Source organism: Belnapia rosea, assembly GCF_900101615.1.
GTDB lineage: Bacteria > Pseudomonadota > Alphaproteobacteria > Acetobacterales > Acetobacteraceae > Belnapia > Belnapia rosea.
Genome location: NZ_FMZX01000001.1, coordinates 1,108,615 through 1,128,935, shown reverse-complemented (window position 1 = coordinate 1,128,935; position 20,321 = coordinate 1,108,615). Strand labels below are relative to the sequence as shown.

Here is a 20,321-nt window from a genome sequence, read left to right as displayed (position 1 = left end):
AACCTCGCCTCGGCATGATATCACCTGGAGTTGATAGAGGGCGGGCGCGGCCACCCGTGCGGTTGCCCCGGGTGGCCGCATCGGGAGGCGCGGGGGCTCAGGCCGGCCGCACCCGCCGCGCCGGCAAGCCCGGCAGCAGGCCCCGGAGCCAGCTGATCAGCGGCCACAGCAACAGGGCGAAGCCCGCCGCCATGATCGTGCTCACCAGCCAGTTCGAGAAGAAGACGCCGAGGCTGCCTTCGCTGATCAGCAGCGACTGCCGGAAGGCCTCCTCCGTCCGGTCGCCGAGCACCAGGGCGAGGACCAGCGGCGCCAGCGGGTAGTCGAGCTTCTTCAGCACATAGCCGATGACGCCGAAGATCAGCATCAGCGTGATGTCGAACTCGGCATTGCTGACGGTGAAGGCGCCGATCGCGCAGACCACCAGGATGATGGCGGCGATGATCGAGAAGGGCACCCGCAGGATGGCGGCGAACCAGGGCACCGCCACCAGCACCACCAGCAGCCCGGCGATGTTGCCAAGATACATCGAGGCGATGAGGCCCCAGACGAAATCCTTCTGCTCGGTGAAGAGCATCGGCCCCGGCTGCAGCCCCCACATGATGAGCCCGCCCAGCAGCACCGCCGCGGTGGGCGAGCCCGGCACGCCGAGCGTCAGCATCGGCAGCAGGGCCGAGGTGCCGGCGGCATGCGCCGCCGTCTCGGGTGCGATGACACCCTCGATCCGCCCCTTGCCGAAGCTCGCGCCGTTCTTCGACATGCGCCGCGCCACGCCGTAGGACATGAAGCTGGCCGGGGTCGCGCCGGCCGGGGTGATGCCCATCCAGCAGCCGATCAGCGCCGAGCGCATCGCCAGCAGCCAGTGCCGCGGCAGGCTGGCCCAGACCCGCAGCACCACCTTCAGGTCGATCTTCGCCCGCTGCCCCTTGAACCGCAGCCCGTCCTCGATCGAGCAGAGGATCTCGCTGATGCCGAAGAGGCCGATGACGGCGACGAGGAAGTCGAAGCCGCGGATCATCTCCGTGCTGCCGAAGGTCATGCGCAGCTGGCCGGTGACGGTATCCATGCCGACGGCGGCCAACAGGAAGCCGAGCATCATGGCGCAAACGGTCTTCAGCGCCGGCCCCTTGCTCATGCCGACGAAGCTGGCGAAGGAGAGGAACATCACCGCGAAGAATTCCGGCGGCCCGAAGCGCAGCGCGAAGCCCGCGATCACCGGCGCGATGAAGGTGATCATCACGATGGCGACGAAGGCGCCGACGAAGCTGCTGGTGAAGGCCGCCGTCAGCGCCTCGGCGGCCTTGCCCTGCTGCGCCATCGGGTAGCCGTCGAAGGTCGTCGCCACGCTCCAGGGCTCGCCCGGGATGTTGAACAGGATCGAGGTGATGGCCCCGCCGAACAGGGCACCCCAATAGATGCAGGAGAGCATGATGATCGCCGAGACCGGCGGCATGGCGAAGGTCAGCGGCAGCAGGATGGCGATGCCGTTCGCGCCGCCGAGCCCTGGCAGCACGCCGATCAGCACGCCGAGCACCACGCCGACCAGCATCAGCAGCATGTTCTGCGGCTCGAGCGCCACGGCGAAGCCCTGCATCAGCAGGCCGAATTCTTCCATGGCTCAGTACCCCAGCGCGGTTTCGATCGGGCCCTTGGGCAGGGCGACGAGGAACCAGATCTCGAAGACGAGGAAGGTGACGAGGGCGGTGGCGAGGCCGGCCGCCACCGAGCGCCCCCAGCCGAAGCCGCCGAGGCGGTGCATGAACCAGGCGACCAGCGCCGCCGAGGCAAGGTAGATGCCGGTGATCGGGATTGCGGCGACGAAGATCGTCGTCGGCACCAGCACGGAGGCCACCAGCCGGAGCTGGTCCCAGGTGACGAAGAGCCCGCTCTCCTCCCGCGCCCGCACCGCCTGCACCAGCGTCCCGATGCTCGCGGCCACGAGGAAGAGGCCGATCCAGAAGGGGAAGGTGCCGGATTGCGGCCCCTCCGCCCCCCAACCGGCACCGATGCGCCGGCTGTCCCAGATCGCCGCGGCGCCGGCGAGGGCGAAGGCGAGGGAGGTGCCGATCTCGACCGCGCCCGTGCGCAGCCCGCGTTCCATGCTCATGCCACGAAGCCCGCTTCCTGCATCAGCCCGCGGTGCCGCGCCTCCTCCCTGGTCAGCCAGGCGCGGAAGGCCTCGCCGGTCAGGCTCGTCGTGTTGAAGGCGCCCTGCTGCATCAGCTCGCGCCATTCCTGCGTCTCGCGCACCTTGCCCAGCAGGTCCTCGTAGAAGGCGAGCTGCGCCGGCTGCACCCCGGCCGGCATGAAGATGCCGCGCAGCATCAGGTACTCGACATCCATCCCCGATTCCTTCGCGGTCGGGATGTCGGACCAGGACGCCGTCTCGGTGATCTTCTCCGTCCCCGCGAGCCGCTGGCCGTCGAAGACGCAGAGCGGCCGCAGCGCGCCGGAGCGCCAATGCGTCACCGCCTCGATCGGGTTGTTCACCGAGGCATCGATATGCCGGCCGACCAGCTGCACCGCGACCTCGCCGCCGCCGCGGAAGGGCACATAGGTGAGGTTCGCCCCCGTGGCCTTGGCCATGGCGACGCCGATGATCTGGTCCTCCTGCTTCGAGCCGGTGCCGCCGAGCTTCAGCCGCTCCTGCTTCGCCGCGGCGATGAATTCCTGCGCGGTCTTCCAGGGCGATTCGGCATTCACCCAGAGCACGAACTCATCGAGCGCCAGCATGGCGACCGGCGTCAGGTCCCCCCAGGAGAAGGGCACGCCGGTCGCCAGCGGCGTGGTGAAGAGGTTCGAGAGGGTGATGACGATCATGTGCGGGTTGCCCCGCGCGCCCTTCGCCTCGAGGAAGCCCTCCGCCCCGGCGCCGCCCGCCTTGTTCACCACGACCATCGGCTGGCGCATCAGCTTGTGCTTCGAGACGATGCCCTGGATCACCCGCGCCATCTGGTCCGCCCCGCCGCCGGTGCCGGCGGGGACGATGAATTGCACCGGCCGCGTCGGCTCCCATGCCCGCTGGGCGAGGGCAGGGGTGGCGAGAACGGCGGCACCAGCCCCGATCAGCAGCGAACGGCGAGAGCATCCCATGAGCGTCATTGCATCGTTTCCCTGGCCAAGCGTTGCGGTCCTGGAACCGCGCGATATGGCCTGGGTTGCGGCGGAAAGTGAGGTAAAGCAACGAAAAGCGTGTAAAGCGGGCAGGGTAGGTCGCGCCTCCCCGCTTGCCCGGCGATCGCGGCTGATGCAGAGAAAGGCCGAGCCGCCGGAGGAAACCACCCGCATGTCCGCCATCCGCACCCTTGCCGAATTGCTCGCGGCCGGTGCCGCCGACCGGCCCGCCATCCGCGCGCCCGAGCGCCCCGCGCTGACCTATGCCGGGCTGCGCGCGCTGACCGAGCGCAGCATCGCCAGCCTCAACGGCATGGGCATCGGCCGCGGCGACCGCGTCGCCATCGTCCTGCCGAACGGGCCCGAGATGGCCGCGGCCTTCGTCGCCATCGCCGGCGGCGCCACCACTGCGCCGCTGAACCCGGCCTACAAGGACGAGGAATTCGAGTTCTACCTGACCGACCTGAAGGCCAAGGCCCTCGTCGTCCAGCAGGGGATGGAGACGCCGGTCCGTGCGGTGGCCGCGCGCCTCGGCGTGCCGGTGCTCGAGCTCATCCCCGGCACCGCGGCGGGCGAGTTCACCCTCGAGGGCGGCACCGCCGCCTCAGCCACCCATCCCGGCGCGGCGGAGGCCGATGACATCGCGCTCGTCCTCCACACCTCCGGCACGACGGCCCGGCCGAAGATCGTGCCGCTGACGCATACCAACGTCACCGCCTCGGCCGGCAACATCGCCCGCACGCTGCAGCTCGGCCAGGCGGATGCCTGCCTCAACGTCATGCCGCTCTTCCACATCCACGGGCTGATCGCGGCGACGCTCGCCTCGCTCGCCGGCGGCGGCGCGGTGATCTGCACGCCGGGCTTCAACGCGCTGCGCTTCTTCGGCTGGCTCGATGCCGAGCGCCCGACCTGGTACACGGCGGTGCCGACCATGCACCAGGCGATCCTCCAGCGCGCCGAGCGCAACAAGGAGATCATCGCCCGCGCCCCGCTGCGCTTCATCCGCTCCTCCTCCGCCTCGCTGCCGGCACAGGCGATGAAGGATCTCTCGGTGGTCTTCGGCGCGCCGGTGATCGAGAGCTACGGCATGACCGAGGCGAGCCACCAGATGTGCAGCAACCCGCTGCCGCCTGGCCAGCAGAAGCCCGGCATCGTCGGCCTGCCCGCCGGCCCCGAGGTCGCCATCATGGCGGAGAACGGCACCATCCTGCCGCAGGGCGAGATCGGCGAGGTCGTCATCCGCGGCCCCAACGTCACCAAGGGCTACGAGGCGAACCCGGAGGCCAATGCCAAGGCCTTCACCAATGGCTGGTTCCGCACCGGCGACCAGGGGATGTTCGACACGGACGGCTACCTGATGCTGACCGGACGGCTGAAGGAGCTCATCAAGCGCGGCGGCGAGCAGGTCTCGCCGCTCGAGGTCGATGGCATCCTCTCGGAGCATCCGGCCGTTGCCCAGGCGCTGACCTTCTCCATCCCGCATCCGATGCTCGGCGAGGAGGTCGGCGCCGCCGTCGTGCTGCGCGAGGGCATGGAGTGCTCCGAGCGCGAGTTGCGCGATTTCGCGGCCAGGCACCTGGCGGACTTCAAGGTGCCCCGCAAGGTCGTCTTCCTGCCCGAGATCCCGAAGGGCGCGACGGGCAAGCTGATGCGCATCGGCCTCGCCGAGAAGCTCGGGATCACGGCGTGATCCGGTCGCGGAGCACCGGAGCGTAGCGAGGAGCGAAGCGTGAATCGGATCACCAGACCATGAAGATCTGCATCTACGGCGCCGGCGCCATCGGCGGGCTGATGGCGGCGAAGCTGGCCGCCAAGGGCGAGACGGAGGTCACCGTGATCGCCCGCGGCCCGCATCTCGCCGCCATGCAGGCCAATGGCCTCAAGCTGATCAGCGAGGGCGAGGAAAGCATCACCCGGCCACGCTGCGTCGCCACCGCCGAGGAGGCCGGGCCGCAGGACTATGTCCTCATCACGCTGAAGGCCCATTCGCTGCCCGGCGTCGCGCAGCAGATGCAGCCGCTGCTCGGGCCGGAGACCACCATCGTCTCCGCCGTCAACGGCATCCCCTGGTGGTATTTCTACAAGCTCGCCGGCCCCTATGAGGACCGCCGCGTCGCCAGCGTCGATCCCGACGGCGCGCTGTGGGAGGCGCTGCATCCCTCCCGCGTGCTCGGCTGCATCATCTACCCCGCCGCCGATGTGCCCGAGCCGGGCGTCATCAACCACACCTATGGCGACCGCTTCAGCCTGGGCGAGCCGGATGGCAGCCGCTCGGAACGCGCCTCGCGCCTCTCCGCCGCCCTGGTCTCGGCCGGCTTCAAGGCGCCGGTGCGGCCGAAGATCCGCGACGAGATCTGGGTGAAGCTCTGGGGCAACCTCGCCTTCAACCCGCTCTCGGCGCTGACCGGCGCGACGCTCGACGTCATCACCGGCGAGGGCGAGTTGCGCGCCGTCTGCCGCGCCATGATGCTGGAGGCGCAGGCGGTGGCCGAGGCGCTCGGCGTGCGCTTCGCCATCGATGTCGACAAGCGCATCGCCGGCGGCGCGGAGGTCGGCGCGCACAAGACCTCCATGCTGCAGGATCTCGAGCGCGGCCGGCCGATGGAGATCGACGCGCTGCTCGGCGTCATCGTCGAGCTGGCCGGGCTGGTGGACCGCCCGGCGCCGACCTGCCGGACGGTGCTCGCCCTGCTTCGCACCCGCGCCCGCCTCGCCGGCTGCTACTAGGCAAGCTGAAGCGGAAGCACGTCGGCGGCGGGGTTCGGCAGACGGCCTGGAACCTTGGGTTGCGTCACTGTCACGGCCGCGCCCATAGTCCTGCCGTCGGCGCCAGCGCATGCTCGGCCACCGGTGGGACGGGGCACGGCCCCGACCCTGGCTATTGGGGGATGCCCACCATGCTGAGAACCGTTCTGCCGCTCGCCACCATGCTCGCCCTCGGGGCCTGCGCCCTGCCGCCGCCGGAGACCGCCAGCCTGCCGGCCGATGCCGTCATCGGCGCGGGCGATCCGCTGCGCAGCGCGGTCGCCAATACCTCGTTTGCCTTCTCGAGCCAGTCCCTCCTGGCCGGCCGCCCGGCCCAGGCCGCCCGCGCCGTGGCGCAGATGGAGTGGCTCGCGGTCGAGATGCCGACCAACCCGCGCCTCACCAGCGTCTCGCCCAGCATCATCGGCCAGATGACGGCGGCGCGGGCGGAATGGCGCGCCGCCCTCGGCATCGCCCCGGATACCGAGGCCCAGCCCGTCATCAACTCGCTCTATGCCGCGGCCCGCGCGCTCGGCACCGGCGAGGCCAATGCCGTCGCCGCCTCCGCTCTCGACAGCGCCGTCTTCCCGCGCGGCGGCCAGGCGACGCTGACGCGCCTCGCCGCGTTGCCGAGCCTGCCGCTGACGAATTCCGCTGCCGTCACCGCCTCGGAGGCCATCCGCGAGCGCGACGCCACCGCGAGCCGCCGGCTTTGATCCGCGGCGCCGGCCTGCTTCTCCTGCTCGCCGCCGCCGGCTGCGCGGAGGTCCGGCAGCGCCCGCCCGCCCCGCCGATGGACCTCGCCGCCGGGGCCGCGGACCCGGCGCGCCAGGCCATCCAGGGCGCAGCCCAGGCTTTCGCCGATCGCGGGCGCGGCCTCTCCGGGCAGCCGGCCGCCGGTGCCCTGGCGGCGGCGCAGCTCGAATTCGCCACCGACGCACTGGCCCGCGACCCCCGCTTCGCCCCGGTGCCCGAGGCGGTACGCCGGCAGATGGAACTCGCCCGGACCGAGCTGCGCGACGCCCTCGGAGTGCAGGAGGCGGCACCGCCCCGCCCGGTGATCGACGGCCTGCTGGCCGCCGCACGCGCGCTCCGCGCCAACAACCAGTCGGCGGCCGCACGGGCCCTGCCGGCGCCGGTCTTCCGCCCCGGCGGCGAACGCTCCGTCGCCCGGCTCGGGGAGCTTGGCCCGCTGCCGCAGGCCTCCAACGCCACGGCGCTGCTGGCCCAGCAGATCGCCCAGCTGGATGCCGAAAGCGGCTGGAACGGCACCCGTCAGGCCGAGACCAGCGGCGTCAACATCACCACCTTCGGCCTCGGCGGCCAGGGCGGCGTGGGCTACTAGCGGCCCCGCCTGCGCACGCCTATCCTCCGCCGCAAATCCCCGGGGGAGGAGCCCAGCATGACCGCCACCATCGTCTCGCCGCGCCTGATGCGCATCGGCGGCGGCAGCGTCGGCCAGGCCGCCGAGGTGCTCGGCCTCTTCGGCCTCTCGCGCCCGCTGGTGGTGACCGACCCCTGGATGGTCTCCTCCGGCACGGTGGAGCGTGCGCTGCTCGCCCCGCTGCGTGCCGCCGGCCTCCGCCTCGAGGTGTTCAGCGAGACCGTGCCGGATCCGACCGACACCGTCATCGCGGCCGGCGCCGCGATGCTCCGCGGCGGCGAATTCGACTGCCTGATCGGCTTCGGCGGCGGCAGCCCCATGGATACCGCCAAGGCCATGGCCATCCTCGCCGCTGCCGCGCCGGGCACCCCGATGCGCAGCTTCAAGGTGCCCGCCCAGGCCGATCGCGGCCTCGTCCCCGTCATCTGCATCCCGACCACCGCCGGCACCGGCTCGGAGGCCACGCGCTTCACCGTCATCACCGATACCGAGACCGACGAGAAGATGCTGATCGCCGGGCTCGGCGCCCTGCCGCTCGCCGCCATCGTCGATTACGAGCTGACCTTCAGCGTCCCACCGCGCACCACCGCCGATACCGGCATCGACAGCCTGACCCATGCGCTGGAGGCCTATGTCTCGAAGCGCGCCAACCCGCATGCCGACAGCCTGGCGCTCTCCGCCATGCAGCTCATCGGCCGGCATCTCCGCCCGGCCTACCACCAGCCGCGCAATGCCGCGGCGCGGGAGGCGATGATGCTCGGCGCCATGCAGGCGGGCCTTGCCTTCTCCAACTCCTCGGTCGCCCTGGTGCATGGGATGAGCCGGCCGATCGGCGCGCATTTCCACGTTCCGCACGGCCTCTCCAACGCCATGCTGCTGCCGGCGGTGACGGAGTTCGGCCTGAACGATGCCCTGCCGCGCTATGCCGAGGCGGCCCGCGCCATGGGCGTCGCCACCCGCGAGGACAGCGACGAGGCCGCCGCCTCCAAGCTGCTGGAGGAGCTGCGGGCGCTGAACCAGGAGCTCGGCGTGCCGACGCCGAAGGATTACGGCATCGGCGGCAACCGCTGGGAGGGGCTGCTGCCCCTGATGGCCCAGCAGGCCCTTGCCTCGGGCAGCCCGGCCAATAATCCGCGGGTGCCAAGCGAGGCGGAGATCATCGATCTCTATCGTCGCGTCTACGCCTGAGGGATCAGGCCCGAGGCCGCGGCGTCAGGCGGGGCCGCCCCGCCATTGCCCATGCCAGGCGGCCAGCGCGGCCGCCGGCAGCGGGCGGCTCACCAGATAGCCCTGGGCGTGGTGCACGCCGAGGCTCCTCACCATCTGCCAGAGGCGCTGGTCGGAGACGCCTTCCGCGATCACCTGCCGCCCGCCGCGCTCGGCCATCCGCACCATCCGCCGCACCTCCCGCCGCGCATGGGCACTGCGGGGCAGCTGCTCGACCAATGAGCGATCCAGCTTGAAGGCGCCGAAAGGCAGGCCAAGCAGCCAGTCCCGCTCGTCATGCAGGACGATATCGTCGAGCAGCACCCGGTGGCCGGCACGGCGCAGCCGCATCAGGGCGCGCCGCAGGGCGGAGCGGTCCCGCACCTCGGTCGTCTCGGTCAGCTCCAGCGCCACCTGGCCGGGATGCAGGCCGCCCACCCGGAGGGCGCGGTGCAGCCAGGCCGGCAGGTCCGGCAGCAGCAGCTGCCCGAGCGGCAGGTTGACGGAGATGGTGAGGCGCAGCTGCTGCCAGAGTGGGCCGAGCTCCGTCGCCGCCTGCGTCGCCACGACCATGGACAGCGCGCGGACGAGGCCGCTGCTCTCGGCCAGCGGCACGAAGCTGCTGGGCGAGACGAGGCTGGGTGGCCGGTGCCAGCGCGCCAGTGCTTCCACCATCACCGGCTTCCGGTCCCGCAGCCGCACCACGGGCTGGTAGTGGACGGACACCTCGCCATTGGTGAGGCCAGCCGCCAGGGCTGCCGCATCCCCATGCAGGGTCGAGGCCGGCATGCCCTGGAGGTTGTGAACCAGCCGTCGATTCGCTGGCCCGGCCGGCCGCATCATGATCAAGACATCTTCCTGACTGTCTGCCATCACGTTACAGAGTGAGGGCCCGGCGTACCATTCCTAAATTGGAATTTCTTCACGCTTTATTGAGACTGTCGAGGAAATTTCGATGTCGTGCCTGTAAGCCACGATTGACACATGGCCGGCTCCGAGCCCTCGGCGCCCGGCCCGGGTCAGACCCCGGCCGTAGCGCGCTTGGCCGGCGTCGTCGGCGCGGCCGGCGCATCGCCACCCCGCCGCAGCCGGTTCTCGCCCGTGTAGAGCACGATCGGCGCCGCGATGAAGACCGAGGAGGAGGCGCTGACGACGATGCCGAACAGCATCACCCAAGCGAAGCCCGCCAGCGTGTCGCCGCCGAACAGCGCCAGCGGCACCGCCGAGAGCAGCAGCGTCATCGAGGTGCCGAGCGAGCGGTTCAGTGTCTCGTTGATCGACTGATCGACCAGCTGCCGGAGCGGCATCTGCTTGTACTTGCGCAGGTTCTCCCGCATCCGGTCGAACACCACCACCTTGTCGTTGGCCGAGAAGCCGATGACGGTGAGGATCGCCGCGACCGTCGTCAGGTTGAACTCGACGCCGAACAGAACCATGAAGCCGACGGTCTTGGTGGTATCCAGCACCAGCGTGACGATGGCGGCGATGGCGAACTGCCATTCGAAGCGGAACCAGATGTAGATCAGCATCGCCAGCAGGCTGATCCCGAGGGCGATCATCCCGCCCAGGAACAGCTCGTCCGAGACCCGGTTGCCCACCGCCTCGACGCGCAGGATGCGCGCCCCCGGCGCCACCTGCTCGACACTCTCGCGCACCTTGTTCACCGCGGCCTGGGTGCCGCCCTCATCGGCCTGCACCGGCAGCCGCACCAGCACCGTCTCGGCATCGCCGAATTGCTGCAGCCCCACATCCCCGAGATCGAGGCCGGAGACCCTGGCGCGCAGTGCCGCGAGGTCGGCCGGCCCCGGCGTCCGCACCTCCATGACGATGCCGCCCTTGAAGTCGATGCCCTTCTCGAGCCCCGGATAGAAGGCGCCGGCGAGCGAGGCGGTGGACAGGATGGCCGAGACCAGCAGCCCCGCCCGCGCGCCCTTCATGAAGGGGATATGCGTCACATCCGGGATCAGCCGGAACAGCGGCCGCGCCAGCCTGCCCCAGAAGCCGCGCCCATCCTCCAGAACCGGGAGGGCCTTCGGCCGCGTCCAGCGGTACCAGGTCGAGACCATCAGCCGGACCAGCGTCGTCGCGGTCCACATCTGCACGATGGTGCCGATGGCGACCGTCACCGCGAAGCCCTTCACCGGCCCGCTGCCGAAGCCATAGAGGCAGGCCATGGCGATCAGGTTGGTGAGGTTGCTGTCCATGATGGTGCCGGAGGCCTTGGTGAAGCCCGCCTCCAGCGCCGAGAGCGGCGGCCGGCCGTTCTTCACCTCCTCGCGGATGCGCTCGTTGATGAGGATGTTCGCGTCGAGCGCGGTGCCGAGGGTCAGCACGATGCCGGCGATGCCCGGCAGGGTCAGCGTCGCCTCCATCACCGACAGGGCGGCGAGCAGGAAGACGATGTTCACCAGCAGCGCCAGGTTGGCGAACCAGCCGAACAGCCCATAAGCGAGGCCCATATAGAGGAAGACGAAGACGGCGCCCGCCGCCAGGGCCAGCATGCCGGCGCGGATCGCATCCGCCCCGAGCTCCGGCCCGACCGTCCGCTCCTCCACCACGGTGAGCGGGGCGGGGAGGGCGCCCGCCCGCAGCAGCACGGCCAGCTCATTGGCCGAGCGGGCGTCGAAACTGCCGCTGATCTGGCCGCGCCCGCCGGTGATCGGCTCGCGGATATTGGGGGCGGTGATCACCTTGTTGTCGAGGACGATGGCGAAGGGCCGCCCGACATTCTGCCGGGTGACATCGGCGAAGCGCCGCGTCCCGGTCGAGTCGAAGGTGAAATTCACCACCCACTGGCCGTTCTGGTTGTCCTGCCCGGCCCGTGCATCTGTCAGGTTGGCGCCATCCACCTCGACGCGGCGCCGCACCGCGTAGCGCTGCACCGGCTGGCCGGGGCGCGCCTCGCCATCGAGGAACTGCACCCCCGGCGGCGGGGTCGGGGAGGCCGGATTGGCCGCTTCGTCCAGCAGGTGGAAGGTCATCCGCGCCGTCTGGCCGAGCAGCTGCTTGATCCGGTTCGGATCCTCGACGCCGGGCAGCTGCACCAGGATGCGGTTCTGCCCCTGGCGGGCGATCAGCGCCTCGGAGACGCCGGTCTCGTCGATCCGCCGCCGGACGATCTCGATCGACTGCTCCACCGCCCCGGTGGCCTTGGCCCGCAGCCCCACCTCGGTCAGCGTCGCGGCCACCTGCCCCTCGGGCGTGGAGGTCACCTCGATATCCGGCGTCGTCGCGCCGAGGCTGGTCGGGATCTGGTTCGCCTGCTCCCGCAGCAGCGCCATGGCCGCCTGCACCTGGCCCGGGTCGCGGACCCGCAGGGTGACGCGGCGCTGCGCCGGCTCGGCCGCCAGGTTGACATAGCCGATATTCGCCGCCCGCAGCCGGCCGCGCGTGGCATCGGCCAGGCTCTCCAGCCGCTCCTTGACCACCGCCTCCATATCCACCTCGAGCAGGAGGTAGGAGCCGCCGCGAAGGTCGAGGCCAAGCGAGAACTGCCGCGCCCAGCTCGGCAGGGAGGCCTTGGGGAAGAGGTTCGGGGTGCAGAGCAGCACCCCCAGCAGGCAGACCGCCAGGATGGCCAGGGTCTTCCAGCGGGCGAAGAACATCATGATCGGGTGCTACTCATCGGAATGCGGGAACCGCCGGGAGGGGGCTCCGTCCCCGGTGTCGTCCCCTTTGGCGATTGGGCCGGAATGTGACGATGCCCGGCCAGCGATGCAACCCTGACGTCCCGCTGGTGTTCAGCGCCGGAATATACGTACCCCGATCCGAAGCGGAGCACGTCCATGGCCAGTATCCGGTCCCGGCGTTAGAGCCAGCGCGTAGGTTGCGGCTGCAACTAACGGCGCCACCTGTGTTTTCCAGTCTCTGCACTCTTCCGTGTCCCGTAAAAAGGCATACACCTGAGCCATGTCCGAGACTCCAGGCAGCACCCCGTCCGAACTGGCCGCCGAGCAGGCGCGGATCGGCGCGGAGTTGCTCGGTCTCGATGCCAGCACGGACCCGTTCGTCTCCGCGGTGCGCGCCACGCGCATGCCGATGATCATCACCAATCCCCGCCTGCGCGATAACCCGGTCGCCTTCGCCAACGACGCCTTCTGCCGCCTCACCGGCTACAGGCGGGAGGAGATCCTCGGCCGCAATTGCCGCTTCCTCCAGGGGCCGGAAAGCGACCCTGCCACCATCGGGCGGATTCGCGCGGCGATCGAGGCGGAGGAGTCGATCGAGATCGACATCCGCAACCACCGCAAGGACGGCACGGCCTTCTGGAACCGCCTGCTGCTCGCCCCGGTGCGCGATGCCGCCGGGCGCCTTGCCTATTTCTTCGCCAGCCAGCTCGACGTAACCCCGGAGCGGGAGCGGATGGCCGGGCTCGAGAGCCATAATGCCGCCCTTCTCGCCGAACTCAGCGAGCGCCTCCACTCGCTGGAGGAAAGCGAGGCCCGGCTCCGCTTCGCCACCGAGGCCGGCCGGCTCGGCATCTGGGAGCTTGACCTGCGGAGCGGCGCCATGACCGCCTCCGCCACCTGCCGCGCCGATTTCGGCATCGGCCCGGAGGTCGCCTTCACCTATGAGGTGCTGCGCGCCGCCATCTATGCCGCCGACCGCCCCCGGCTCGAAGCCGCCATCGGCGACTGCCTTGCCTCCGGCAGCGAATTCGGCCTCGAATGCCGGGTCGGCCGCCCCGATGGCCGCCCCGGCTGGATCGAGTTGCGCGCCCGCATCCTGCGCGACGAGGATGGCCGCCCGCTGCGCATGGCCGGTACCTCCCGCGACATCACCGGCCGCAAGCAGGCGGAGGCGCAGGACCGCGCGCAGCTCGAACTCGCCGACCGCTTCCGTGGCCTTGGCGAGCCGGCCGAGCTCGCCATCGCAGCCGCCGAGGTGCTCGGCCGCACGCTCGGGGTCAGCCGAGCGGGCTATGGCACCATCGATGCGGCGACCGATACGGTGACCATCGCACGCGACTGGACCGCGCCGGGTGTCGCCAGCGTGGCCGGCCGCCACGACCTGCGCCACTACGGGTCCTTCATCGAGGAGCTGAAGCGCGGCAGGATGGTCGCCGTCGCCGATTGCGCCGCGGATCCACGCACCAATGGGCGCCTCGACGCCCTGCGCGCCGTGGGCGTCATGGCCCTCGTCAACATCCCCGTCTCGGAGCGGGCCGGTGCCATCGCGCTGCTGATCGTCAACCATGCCATGCCGCGCGACTGGCAACCGGAGGAGCTGGCCTTCATCCAGGACGTGGCGGAACGGACCCGCCTGGCCATGGCCCGCCGCCAGGCGGAGCAGGACCTCCGCGCCCTGGCCAACTCGCTCGAATCACAGGTGAATGCCCGCACCGCGGCCCTGATGGAGACCGAGGCGGCGCTCCGCCAGTCGCAGAAGATGGAGGCGGTCGGCCAGCTCACCGGCGGCCTCGCGCATGACTTCAACAACCTGCTCGCCGGCATCGCCGGCAGCCTCGAGCTGATGAAGACGCGGATCGCCCAGGGCCGGCTGTCCGAGGTGCATCGCTACCTCACCGCCGCCCGCGGCGCCGCCGACCGCGCCGCGGCGCTGACCCACCGCCTGCTCGCCTTCTCCCGCCGCCAGACGCTGGAGCCGAAGCCGACCGACACCAACCGCCTGATCGCCGGGCTGGAGGAGCTGGTGCGCCGCACCGTCGGCCCCGCCATCACCGTCGAGGTGGTCGGCGCCGCCGGGCTCTGGACCGTGATGGTCGACCAGAGCCAGCTCGAGAACGCCGTCCTCAACCTCTGCATCAATGCCCGCGACGCCATGCCCGGTGGCGGGCGGCTGACCATCGAGACCGCCAATCGCTGGCTCGACGACAGGGCGGCCGCCAGCCGGGACCTGCCGACGGGCCAGTATGTGGCGCTCAGCGTCAGCGATACCGGCACCGGCATGTCGCCCGATGTCATCGCCAAGGCCTTCGATCCCTTCTTCACCACCAAGCCGCTCGGCCAGGGCACCGGCCTCGGCCTGTCGATGATCTACGGTTTCGCCCGGCAATCCGGTGGCCAGGTGCGGATCTATTCCGAGCTGGGCCAGGGCACGCTGGTGAGCATCTACCTCCCGCGTCATTTCGGCCCCTCCGAGGAGGCCGAGGCCGTGAGAGGCAGCAGTGACCCTCCACGCGCCGAGCGGGGCGAGACGGTGCTGATCGTCGATGACGAGCCCACGATCCGCATGCTGGTCGCCGATGTGCTGCTGGAGCTCGGCTATACCGCCATCGAGGCCGAGGATGGCGCCGCCGGCCTCAAGGTGCTGCGCTCCACGGTGCACATCGACCTGCTGGTGACCGATGTCGGCCTGCCGGGCGGCATGAATGGCCGCCAGCTCGCCGATGCGGGCCGCGACCTCCGCCGGGGGCTCAAAGTTCTCTTCATCACCGGCTATGCCGAGAACGCCGCCATCGGCCATGGCCATCTGGAGCCGGGGATGCATGTGCTGACCAAGCCCTTCGCCATGGAGACGCTGGCCAGCCGCATCCGCGAGATGATCGCCGCGCGCTGACCCCGGCCCCCGCTGCCGCCAGGGCGCACTCCGTCCGACGTGGCTCACGGAACGCACCCTAGCTTGTTGTTCGGTCGAGCAAATTACCCCGATCGGGTGGTCCCGCCCGATCGGGGTTTGCTCTAGAACCCCCGCTCCAGACCAGGGTGAAGCAGATCATGCCCCTTCGCATCGGCGTCCTCGGCACCGGCCATTTTGGCCGCTTCCACGCGCTGAAGCTTGCCGCCCGCGGGGCGCTCGCCGGCATCGCCGATGCCGACCCGGCCCGCGCCGCCGCCATCGCGGCCGAGACCGGCGCGCCGGCGCTCGCGCCCGAGGCGCTGCTCGCCGCGAGCGACGCCGTCGTCATCGCCGTGCCGACCGCCCATCACCATGCGCTGGCGATGCAGGCCATCGCCGCCGGCCGCCACCTCTTCATCGAGAAGCCGATCGCCGCCACGCTGGAGCAGGGCCGGGCGCTGGTCGCCGCCGCCCGCGCCGCCGGCCTCGTGCTGCAGACCGGCCATATCGAACGCTACTCGGCCGCCATCCGGACGCTCCGCGCCAGCGGGGCAGGCGAGGGGGCGCTGAGCTTCGAGGCGACGCGCGTCGCCCCCTTCCGCCCGCGCAGCCTCGATGTCTCGGTGGTGCTGGACCTGATGATCCACGACCTCGACCTGGTCCTCAGCCTCGCCGCCGCCCCGCTGGCCGAGGTGCGGGCGACCGGCGCGCGGGTGATGTCGGACCACGCGGATTTCGCCGTCGCCCATCTCCGCTTCGAGGGCGGCGCCCGCGCCACCATCACCGCCAGCCGGGTCAGCGTGGCGATGGAGCGGCGCCTCCGCATCCTCGGCCATGCCGGCGAGACGCGGGTCGATTTCCTCGCCCGCAGCCTGGAGCGCGTCCATCCCGGAGGCGCGGAGCCGGTCGCCACCATGCCGGGATGGGGCATCACCCGCGCCACCTGGACCGAGCATGACAGCCTGGAGGCCGAGCAGGCCGCCTTCATCGCCAGCATCGAGGCGGGTGCCCCGGTCGAGGCGAGCGGTGAGGTCGGCCTCGCCGCGCTCGACGCCGCGCTGCGGGTCGAGGCGGCGATCGCCGAAAATGCTGGCTGAACCGGTGTCGTTCCTATAACGTTCTCGGGTCGACACCAGACCTGCGGCCACGGCACGGCTCAATCCCTCAAATCTTCAAATTCCGCGGCAAAGCGCCCGATTTCAGACGCTTGGGTCGCATTGCTTCAAGTGGTTTGAGAGGAATTGAGCGGAGCGGCCTCGATCATCGCCAGCACCGCCGAGGCTGCCGCCTCGCTCGGCAGCCCCTCCGGTGGACGCAGCAGGCCGAGCATCTCGGCGAAGCCCGCCCGCTGCGCTGCCGCCGCCTGCGGCTCGCGCAGCAGCCGGATCAGCGCCTCGGCCAGCAGGGGCGGGGTGCAGCGTTCCTGGATGAATTCGGGCACGATCTCGCGCTCCGCCAGCAGGTTCACCAGCGAGGCGTGCGGCACCTTGATCAGCCGACGGACGATGGCGGCGGTGACCGGGTTGACCCGGTAGCCCACCACATGCGGCACGCCGCCCACCGCCACTTCGAGGCTGGAGGTGCCCGACTTGATCAGCCCCGCCGAGGCCGCGGCGAAGGCATCGTATTTGTCCGCATTCTCCCGCACCAGGATGGGCGGCACCGCCCAGCCGGCGCTGCCCTCGCGCACCGCCGCCTCGACCGGCCCGGCCAGCGCCACCACCGGCCTGAGGCCCGGCACCGCCTCGCCGGCCCGCCGCAGCGTCTCGCCGAAGATGCCGAGCAGCCGTCGCACCTCGCCCCGCCGGCTGCCCGGCATGACCAGCACCACCGGCACATCGGGCCCGAGGCCATGCGCCGCCCGGAAGCGCGCCGCATCGCCCGCATCGGCACCGCTCTCCAGCACGGGATGGCCGACGAAACTCACAGGGATGCCCGCCGCCTGGAAGAAAGGCGGCTCGAAGGGCAGCAGGGCGAGGATGCGGTCCACCTCCTCGGCGACGCGGCGCACCCGCCCCGGTCGCCAGGCCCAGACCTGCGGCGCCACGTAATGCAGCACCGGCACCCCCTTCGGCCGCACCCGCCCGGCGAGGCGCAGGGTGAAGCTCGGCGCATCGATGGTGACGAGCAGCGCCGGGCGGCGGGCCAGTACATCCGCCTCCGCCTCCGCCATGCGCCGGGCGAGGCGGCGGAGATTGGGCAGCACCTCCAGCAGCCCCATCAGCGACAGCTCGCGCATGGGGAAGAGGCTGGCGACGCCCTGCCCAGCCATACGCTCTCCGCCGATCCCGGCGAATTCGAGGTCGGGCCGGCGCCGCCGGAGCGCCGCGATCAGCCGCGCTCCGAGGATGTCGCCGGAGGCCTCGCCGGCCGCCATGTAGATGAGGGTCATGCGAACTCCGCAGCCAGGGGCGCGTCCAGCGGCCCTGCCGGCCAGTCCCGATGGTTCAGCACGGCGCCCTCGCGCCGCACCCGCTCGATCCCTGCGGGGTCGAGGGCGGCGAAGGTCCAGCCGGGCGCATCCAGCGCGCCTTGGGCGATGACACCATCCTCGGGGAAGCCGCGGTCGACGGGCCCGTAGATGGCGGCGCAGCCATGGTTCTCGTCGAGCGCCGCCGACCAGGGGGCAAGGCCCACGGTCGGCGCCACGGCGACGAAGCACTGGTTCTCCAGGGCCCGCGCCTGGGCGGAGAAGCGCACCCGGTTGAAGCCCTGGACGCTGTCGGTGCAGGCCGGCACCAGCACCAGCCAGGCGCCGGCCTCGACCTGGGCCCGGACATGCTTCGGAAATTCCGCATCGTAGCAGACCGAGAGGCCGAGCCGGCCCCAGGGCGTCTCGAAGACCGCGGGGCCGGTGCCGGGCGAGACGCCCCAGCGTTCGGCCTCGAAGCGCGTCATCATCCGCTTGTCCTGGAAGGCGAGGCGGCCGTCGGGGGCGATCAGCGGCGCCCGGTTCACCACCCGGCCGCCGGCCGCCATGGGCAGGCTGCCGGGAGCCAGCCAGACGCCGTGCCGCCGGGCCACGCCGCGCATCGCCTCGACCACGGCGGGGGCGATCTCCACCATGGCGCGCAGCTCCGCCGCCTCGTCGGCCTGCCCACCAACGATCTCCATCGGCGCGTATTCGGGCATGAGCAGCAGGTCGGCCCGCGGCGCCGCCTGGGCGACGAAGGCGTCGAGCCGGGCCGCATAGCCCTCGATCCCCGCCGGCCGTCCGACGGGCCAGGCGAGGGCGCCAAGGCGCAAGGTCGTCACAGCGGATCCTTCACCCAGAAGCCGAGTGCGTGCGGCGTCTCGGCCGCATCGCCATGCTCGCGCCAGCGGAAGACGCAGGAGAGGTCGGGCCGCGGGGCGAAGCCGCGCCGCCGCCAGAAGGCGTCGAGCGGGGTGTAGTCGGGCGGCCGGCGCGGGTCATTGGCGTTGCGGACCACCGAGCAGAAGGCCGCTGCCTCCATCCCGAGGCTTCGCGCATGCGCCTCCCGCGCGGCGAAGAAGCCGACCCCGGCGCCCTGCCCGCGATAGGGCGGCAGCAGCACGCTCTCGCCGAAATAGCAGTACCGCGCCGGGTCGAGCTCGCGCCGGCGGAAGGCCGCCTGCACCGGCGCATGGGCCTCCTCCATCGGCTGGCAGGTCGCCATGCCCACCGGCTCAGCGCCGTCGAAGGCGGCGATGACGGCGGCGCCGCGACCGGCCATCAGCGTCTGCAGGTACTCGGCCTCATGCGCCGCGTCGCCGTCATAGAGATAGGGCCACTCCGCGAAGACCGCGATGCGCAGCCGGGAGAGGGCGGGCAGCGCCGCCTGCAGCGCCGCGCCGTCCAAGGTTTCGAGGCGCAGCGCGCTCATCCCGTGATCTCGCGCTGCTGGCGCGCGCTCTCGGCGAAGGCCATCAGCCCCTTCTCGACGGTTGCCCGGTCGAGGTCGCGCAGGATGAAGACGAGGCGCGATCGGCGGTCCTCGTCCGGCCAGCGCTCCAGCATCGCCGGCGGGTGGAAGAGGTGCTGCACGCCATGGATGGCGACCGGCCGCTCCTGCCCCTCGAGGTTGAGGATGCCCTTGATGCGCAGCACGCTCTCGCCCCGCGTCATGGTCAGCACCTCGAGCCAGGTGGCGAGGCCATCCCAGGGCAGCGGCTCGTCGAAGGTGAGGCAGAAGCTGTGGATGCGGGCATCGTGCCGGCTGACATCGTGGTGGTGATGGTGGTGATGGTGGCCCTGCGCGGCGAAGGCCTCGGCATCCAGCCAGCGCCGCACATCCGGGTGCTTGCCGTCCGGATCATAGAGGCCGCAATCGAGCAGCGCCTCGGCCGGCGCATCGGCCCGCAGCAAGGGCGCACCCGGATTGAGCGCGCGCAGCCGCGCCTCCAGCGCCTCGACCTGGGCCGGGGCTGCCAGGTCGGTCTTGGTCAGCACCAGCCGGTCGGCGACGGCCGCCTGCTTCACCGCCTCCATCTGCACATCGAGCGTCGCCATCCCGGCCATCGCATCGACCAGGGTGACCACGCCATCCAGCCGGAAGCGGGCGAGCAGCAGCGGGTCGCTCATCAGCGTCTGCAGGATGGGCGCCGGGTCGGCGAGGCCCGTCGTCTCCACCACGACGCGGCGGATCGCCTGCCCGCCGTCGATGCGCGTGGCGAGGTCGCGCAGCGCCCGCACCAGGTCGCCGCGCACGGTGCAGCAGAGGCAGCCGGCGTTCAGCAGCACGGTGTCGCCGTCGAGCCGCTCGACCAGCAGGTGGTCGAGGCCGATCTCGCCGAATTCGTTGATCAGCACCGCGGTCTCGGCCAGCGCCGGGTCGCGCAGCAACCGATTGAGCAGCGTCGTCTTGCCGGCGCCGAGGAAGCCGGTCAGCACCGTGACAGGAACAGGTTGCTGACGCGGCCGATTCACGGCCTCGCCGGCGCTCGGCCGATCGGACGCGCTCATGCGCCGTACAATGCCTCCGGCGAGACCTCGGGCTGGGTCAGCTCCGCCAGCACGCCGTCGCGCGGCGCGAGGTAGAAGCAGCTCCGCCGCCCGGTATGGCAGGCGACCCCGGTCTGGTCGACCAGCAGCAGCAGCGCGTCGCCGTCGCAATCGAGGCGGATATCGACCAGCCGCTGCACCTGGCCGGAGCTCTCGCCCTTGCGCCAGAGCCGGTTGCGGGAGCGGGAGAAGTAGCAGGCCCGGCCGGTCGCCAGCGTCTCCTCCACCGCCTCGCGGTTCATCCAGGCGAGCATCAGCACCTCGCCGGTATCGTGCTGCTGGGCGATGGCGGCCACGAGGCCGCGCAGGTCGAAGCGGATCGACTCCAGGAGGGGGAGGCCGGCCACCGGCTCGGGGCTCTTCGGGGTGCTGCTCATTCGCCTATATAAG

General features: G+C 71.3%; 17 protein-coding genes. 7 read left to right on the top strand and 10 right to left on the bottom strand.

What is annotated here, in order from left to right:
* Nucleotides 1-97 precede the first annotated feature (97 nt).
* Genes BLR02_RS05415 through BLR02_RS05405 form a run of 3 tightly spaced genes read right to left on the bottom strand, consistent with a single transcriptional unit; the run spans nt 98 to nt 3,102 of the window.
* Nucleotides 98-1,615, bottom strand: a complete 1,518-nt coding sequence (locus tag BLR02_RS05415; RefSeq protein WP_090562097.1) for a tripartite tricarboxylate transporter permease — start codon at nt 1,613-1,615, stop codon at nt 98-100.
* Between the two features lie 3 nt (nt 1,616-1,618).
* Nucleotides 1,619-2,107 carry a tripartite tricarboxylate transporter TctB family protein gene (locus BLR02_RS05410; RefSeq protein ID WP_090661170.1) on the bottom strand — a complete coding sequence of 163 codons (489 nt, stop codon included), beginning with the start codon at nt 2,105-2,107 and terminating at the stop codon, nt 1,619-1,621.
* Nucleotides 2,104-3,102, bottom strand: a complete 999-nt coding sequence (locus BLR02_RS05405; protein ID WP_090661168.1) for a Bug family tripartite tricarboxylate transporter substrate binding protein — start codon at nt 3,100-3,102, stop codon at nt 2,104-2,106. Before BLR02_RS05405 ends, BLR02_RS05410 begins: the two co-directional genes overlap by 4 nt.
* A gap of 184 nt (nt 3,103-3,286) precedes the next feature.
* On the opposite strand from BLR02_RS05405, the gene BLR02_RS05400 reads away from it, so the two are divergent.
* From BLR02_RS05400 to BLR02_RS05380, 5 genes are all read left to right on the top strand, one after another.
* Entirely contained in the window at nt 3,287-4,804 is a 1,518-nt protein-coding gene (locus BLR02_RS05400) for an acyl--CoA ligase (protein WP_090661165.1), read from the top strand.
* A gap of 59 nt (nt 4,805-4,863) precedes the next feature.
* Nucleotides 4,864-5,841, top strand: coding sequence for a 2-dehydropantoate 2-reductase (locus BLR02_RS05395; RefSeq protein WP_090562105.1), 978 nt, complete (start codon nt 4,864-4,866; stop codon nt 5,839-5,841).
* Between the two features lie 170 nt (nt 5,842-6,011).
* Nucleotides 6,012-6,575 carry a hypothetical protein gene (locus tag BLR02_RS05390; RefSeq protein ID WP_090661162.1) on the top strand — a complete coding sequence of 188 codons (564 nt, stop codon included), beginning with the start codon at nt 6,012-6,014 and terminating at the stop codon, nt 6,573-6,575.
* Complete coding sequence (locus tag BLR02_RS05385; RefSeq protein ID WP_090562108.1) at nt 6,572-7,204, top strand: hypothetical protein; 633 nt, start codon at nt 6,572-6,574, stop codon at nt 7,202-7,204. Before BLR02_RS05390 ends, BLR02_RS05385 begins: the two co-directional genes overlap by 4 nt.
* Before the next feature lie 57 nt (nt 7,205-7,261).
* Nucleotides 7,262-8,431 carry an iron-containing alcohol dehydrogenase gene (locus tag BLR02_RS05380; RefSeq protein WP_090661159.1) on the top strand — a complete coding sequence of 390 codons (1,170 nt, stop codon included), beginning with the start codon at nt 7,262-7,264 and terminating at the stop codon, nt 8,429-8,431.
* A 24-nt stretch (nt 8,432-8,455) separates the two neighbouring features.
* On the opposite strand, the gene BLR02_RS05375 is transcribed toward BLR02_RS05380, so the two are convergent.
* Both BLR02_RS05375 and secD read right to left on the bottom strand, forming a co-directional pair.
* Nucleotides 8,456-9,238, bottom strand: coding sequence for an EAL domain-containing protein (locus BLR02_RS05375; RefSeq protein WP_176849383.1), 783 nt, complete (start codon nt 9,236-9,238; stop codon nt 8,456-8,458).
* A gap of 230 nt (nt 9,239-9,468) precedes the next feature.
* The gene (gene secD / locus BLR02_RS05370; RefSeq protein WP_456303793.1) at nt 9,469-12,054 is read right to left on the bottom strand and encodes a protein translocase subunit SecD; all 2,586 of its coding nucleotides are present in this window, start codon (nt 12,052-12,054) and stop codon (nt 9,469-9,471) included.
* A 304-nt stretch (nt 12,055-12,358) separates the two neighbouring features.
* On the opposite strand from secD, the gene BLR02_RS05365 reads away from it, so the two are divergent.
* On the top strand, nt 12,359-14,968 hold the full coding sequence (locus BLR02_RS05365; protein ID WP_090661154.1) for a PAS domain S-box protein: 2,610 nt from the start codon (nt 12,359-12,361) through the stop codon (nt 14,966-14,968).
* 158 nt (nt 14,969-15,126) lie between these two features.
* Nucleotides 15,127-16,065, top strand: coding sequence for a Gfo/Idh/MocA family protein (locus BLR02_RS05360; protein ID WP_090661151.1), 939 nt, complete (start codon nt 15,127-15,129; stop codon nt 16,063-16,065).
* Nucleotides 16,066-16,190: 125 nt separating this feature from the next.
* Here BLR02_RS05360 and lpxB read toward each other — a convergent pair whose 3' ends face one another.
* The 5 genes from lpxB to hisI are packed head-to-tail and all read right to left on the bottom strand — an operon-like array spanning nt 16,191 to nt 20,308.
* Entirely contained in the window at nt 16,191-17,360 is a 1,170-nt protein-coding gene (gene lpxB, locus BLR02_RS05355; RefSeq protein WP_090661150.1) for a lipid-A-disaccharide synthase, read from the bottom strand.
* Nucleotides 17,357-18,223: a carbon-nitrogen hydrolase family protein gene (locus tag BLR02_RS05350; protein WP_090661147.1), complete on the bottom strand. Its 867-nt coding sequence runs from the start codon at nt 18,221-18,223 to the stop codon at nt 17,357-17,359. The genes lpxB and BLR02_RS05350 overlap by 4 nt, the downstream gene beginning before the upstream one ends.
* A complete protein-coding gene (locus BLR02_RS05345; RefSeq protein WP_090661144.1) occupies nt 18,220-18,813 on the bottom strand; it encodes a GNAT family N-acetyltransferase in 594 nt (197 codons plus the stop codon). Before BLR02_RS05345 ends, BLR02_RS05350 begins: the two co-directional genes overlap by 4 nt.
* Nucleotides 18,810-19,892, bottom strand: a complete 1,083-nt coding sequence (locus BLR02_RS05340) for a CobW family GTP-binding protein (RefSeq protein ID WP_090661141.1) — start codon at nt 19,890-19,892, stop codon at nt 18,810-18,812. The genes BLR02_RS05345 and BLR02_RS05340 overlap by 4 nt, the downstream gene beginning before the upstream one ends.
* Nucleotides 19,889-20,308, bottom strand: coding sequence for a phosphoribosyl-AMP cyclohydrolase (hisI, locus tag BLR02_RS05335; protein WP_090562125.1), 420 nt, complete (start codon nt 20,306-20,308; stop codon nt 19,889-19,891). Before hisI ends, BLR02_RS05340 begins: the two co-directional genes overlap by 4 nt.
* Nucleotides 20,309-20,321 lie beyond the last annotated feature (13 nt).

Bases quoted from the DNA above. Each gene is read 5' to 3' on its own strand.
- lpxB (WP_090661150.1), bottom strand. From the start codon at position 17,360: ATGACCCTCATCTACATGGCGGCCGGCGAGGCCTCCGGCGACATCCTC.
- BLR02_RS05390 (WP_090661162.1), top strand. From the start codon at position 6,012: ATGCTGAGAACCGTTCTGCCGCTCGCCACCATGCTCGCCCTCGGGGCC.
- BLR02_RS05410 (WP_090661170.1), bottom strand. From the start codon at position 2,107: ATGAGCATGGAACGCGGGCTGCGCACGGGCGCGGTCGAGATCGGCACC.
- BLR02_RS05395 (WP_090562105.1), top strand. From the start codon at position 4,864: ATGAAGATCTGCATCTACGGCGCCGGCGCCATCGGCGGGCTGATGGCG.
- BLR02_RS05400 (WP_090661165.1), top strand. From the start codon at position 3,287: ATGTCCGCCATCCGCACCCTTGCCGAATTGCTCGCGGCCGGTGCCGCC.
- BLR02_RS05345 (WP_090661144.1), bottom strand. From the start codon at position 18,813: ATGAGCGCGCTGCGCCTCGAAACCTTGGACGGCGCGGCGCTGCAGGCG.
- BLR02_RS05380 (WP_090661159.1), top strand. From the start codon at position 7,262: ATGACCGCCACCATCGTCTCGCCGCGCCTGATGCGCATCGGCGGCGGC.
- BLR02_RS05365 (WP_090661154.1), top strand. From the start codon at position 12,359: ATGTCCGAGACTCCAGGCAGCACCCCGTCCGAACTGGCCGCCGAGCAG.
- BLR02_RS05340 (WP_090661141.1), bottom strand. From the start codon at position 19,892: ATGAGCGCGTCCGATCGGCCGAGCGCCGGCGAGGCCGTGAATCGGCCG.
- hisI (WP_090562125.1), bottom strand. From the start codon at position 20,308: ATGAGCAGCACCCCGAAGAGCCCCGAGCCGGTGGCCGGCCTCCCCCTC.
- BLR02_RS05405 (WP_090661168.1), bottom strand. From the start codon at position 3,102: ATGACGCTCATGGGATGCTCTCGCCGTTCGCTGCTGATCGGGGCTGGT.
- BLR02_RS05360 (WP_090661151.1), top strand. From the start codon at position 15,127: ATGCCCCTTCGCATCGGCGTCCTCGGCACCGGCCATTTTGGCCGCTTC.
- BLR02_RS05415 (WP_090562097.1), bottom strand. From the start codon at position 1,615: ATGGAAGAATTCGGCCTGCTGATGCAGGGCTTCGCCGTGGCGCTCGAG.
- BLR02_RS05375 (WP_176849383.1), bottom strand. From the start codon at position 9,238: ATGCCGGCCTCGACCCTGCATGGGGATGCGGCAGCCCTGGCGGCTGGC.
- secD (WP_456303793.1), bottom strand. From the start codon at position 12,054: ATGTTCTTCGCCCGCTGGAAGACCCTGGCCATCCTGGCGGTCTGCCTG.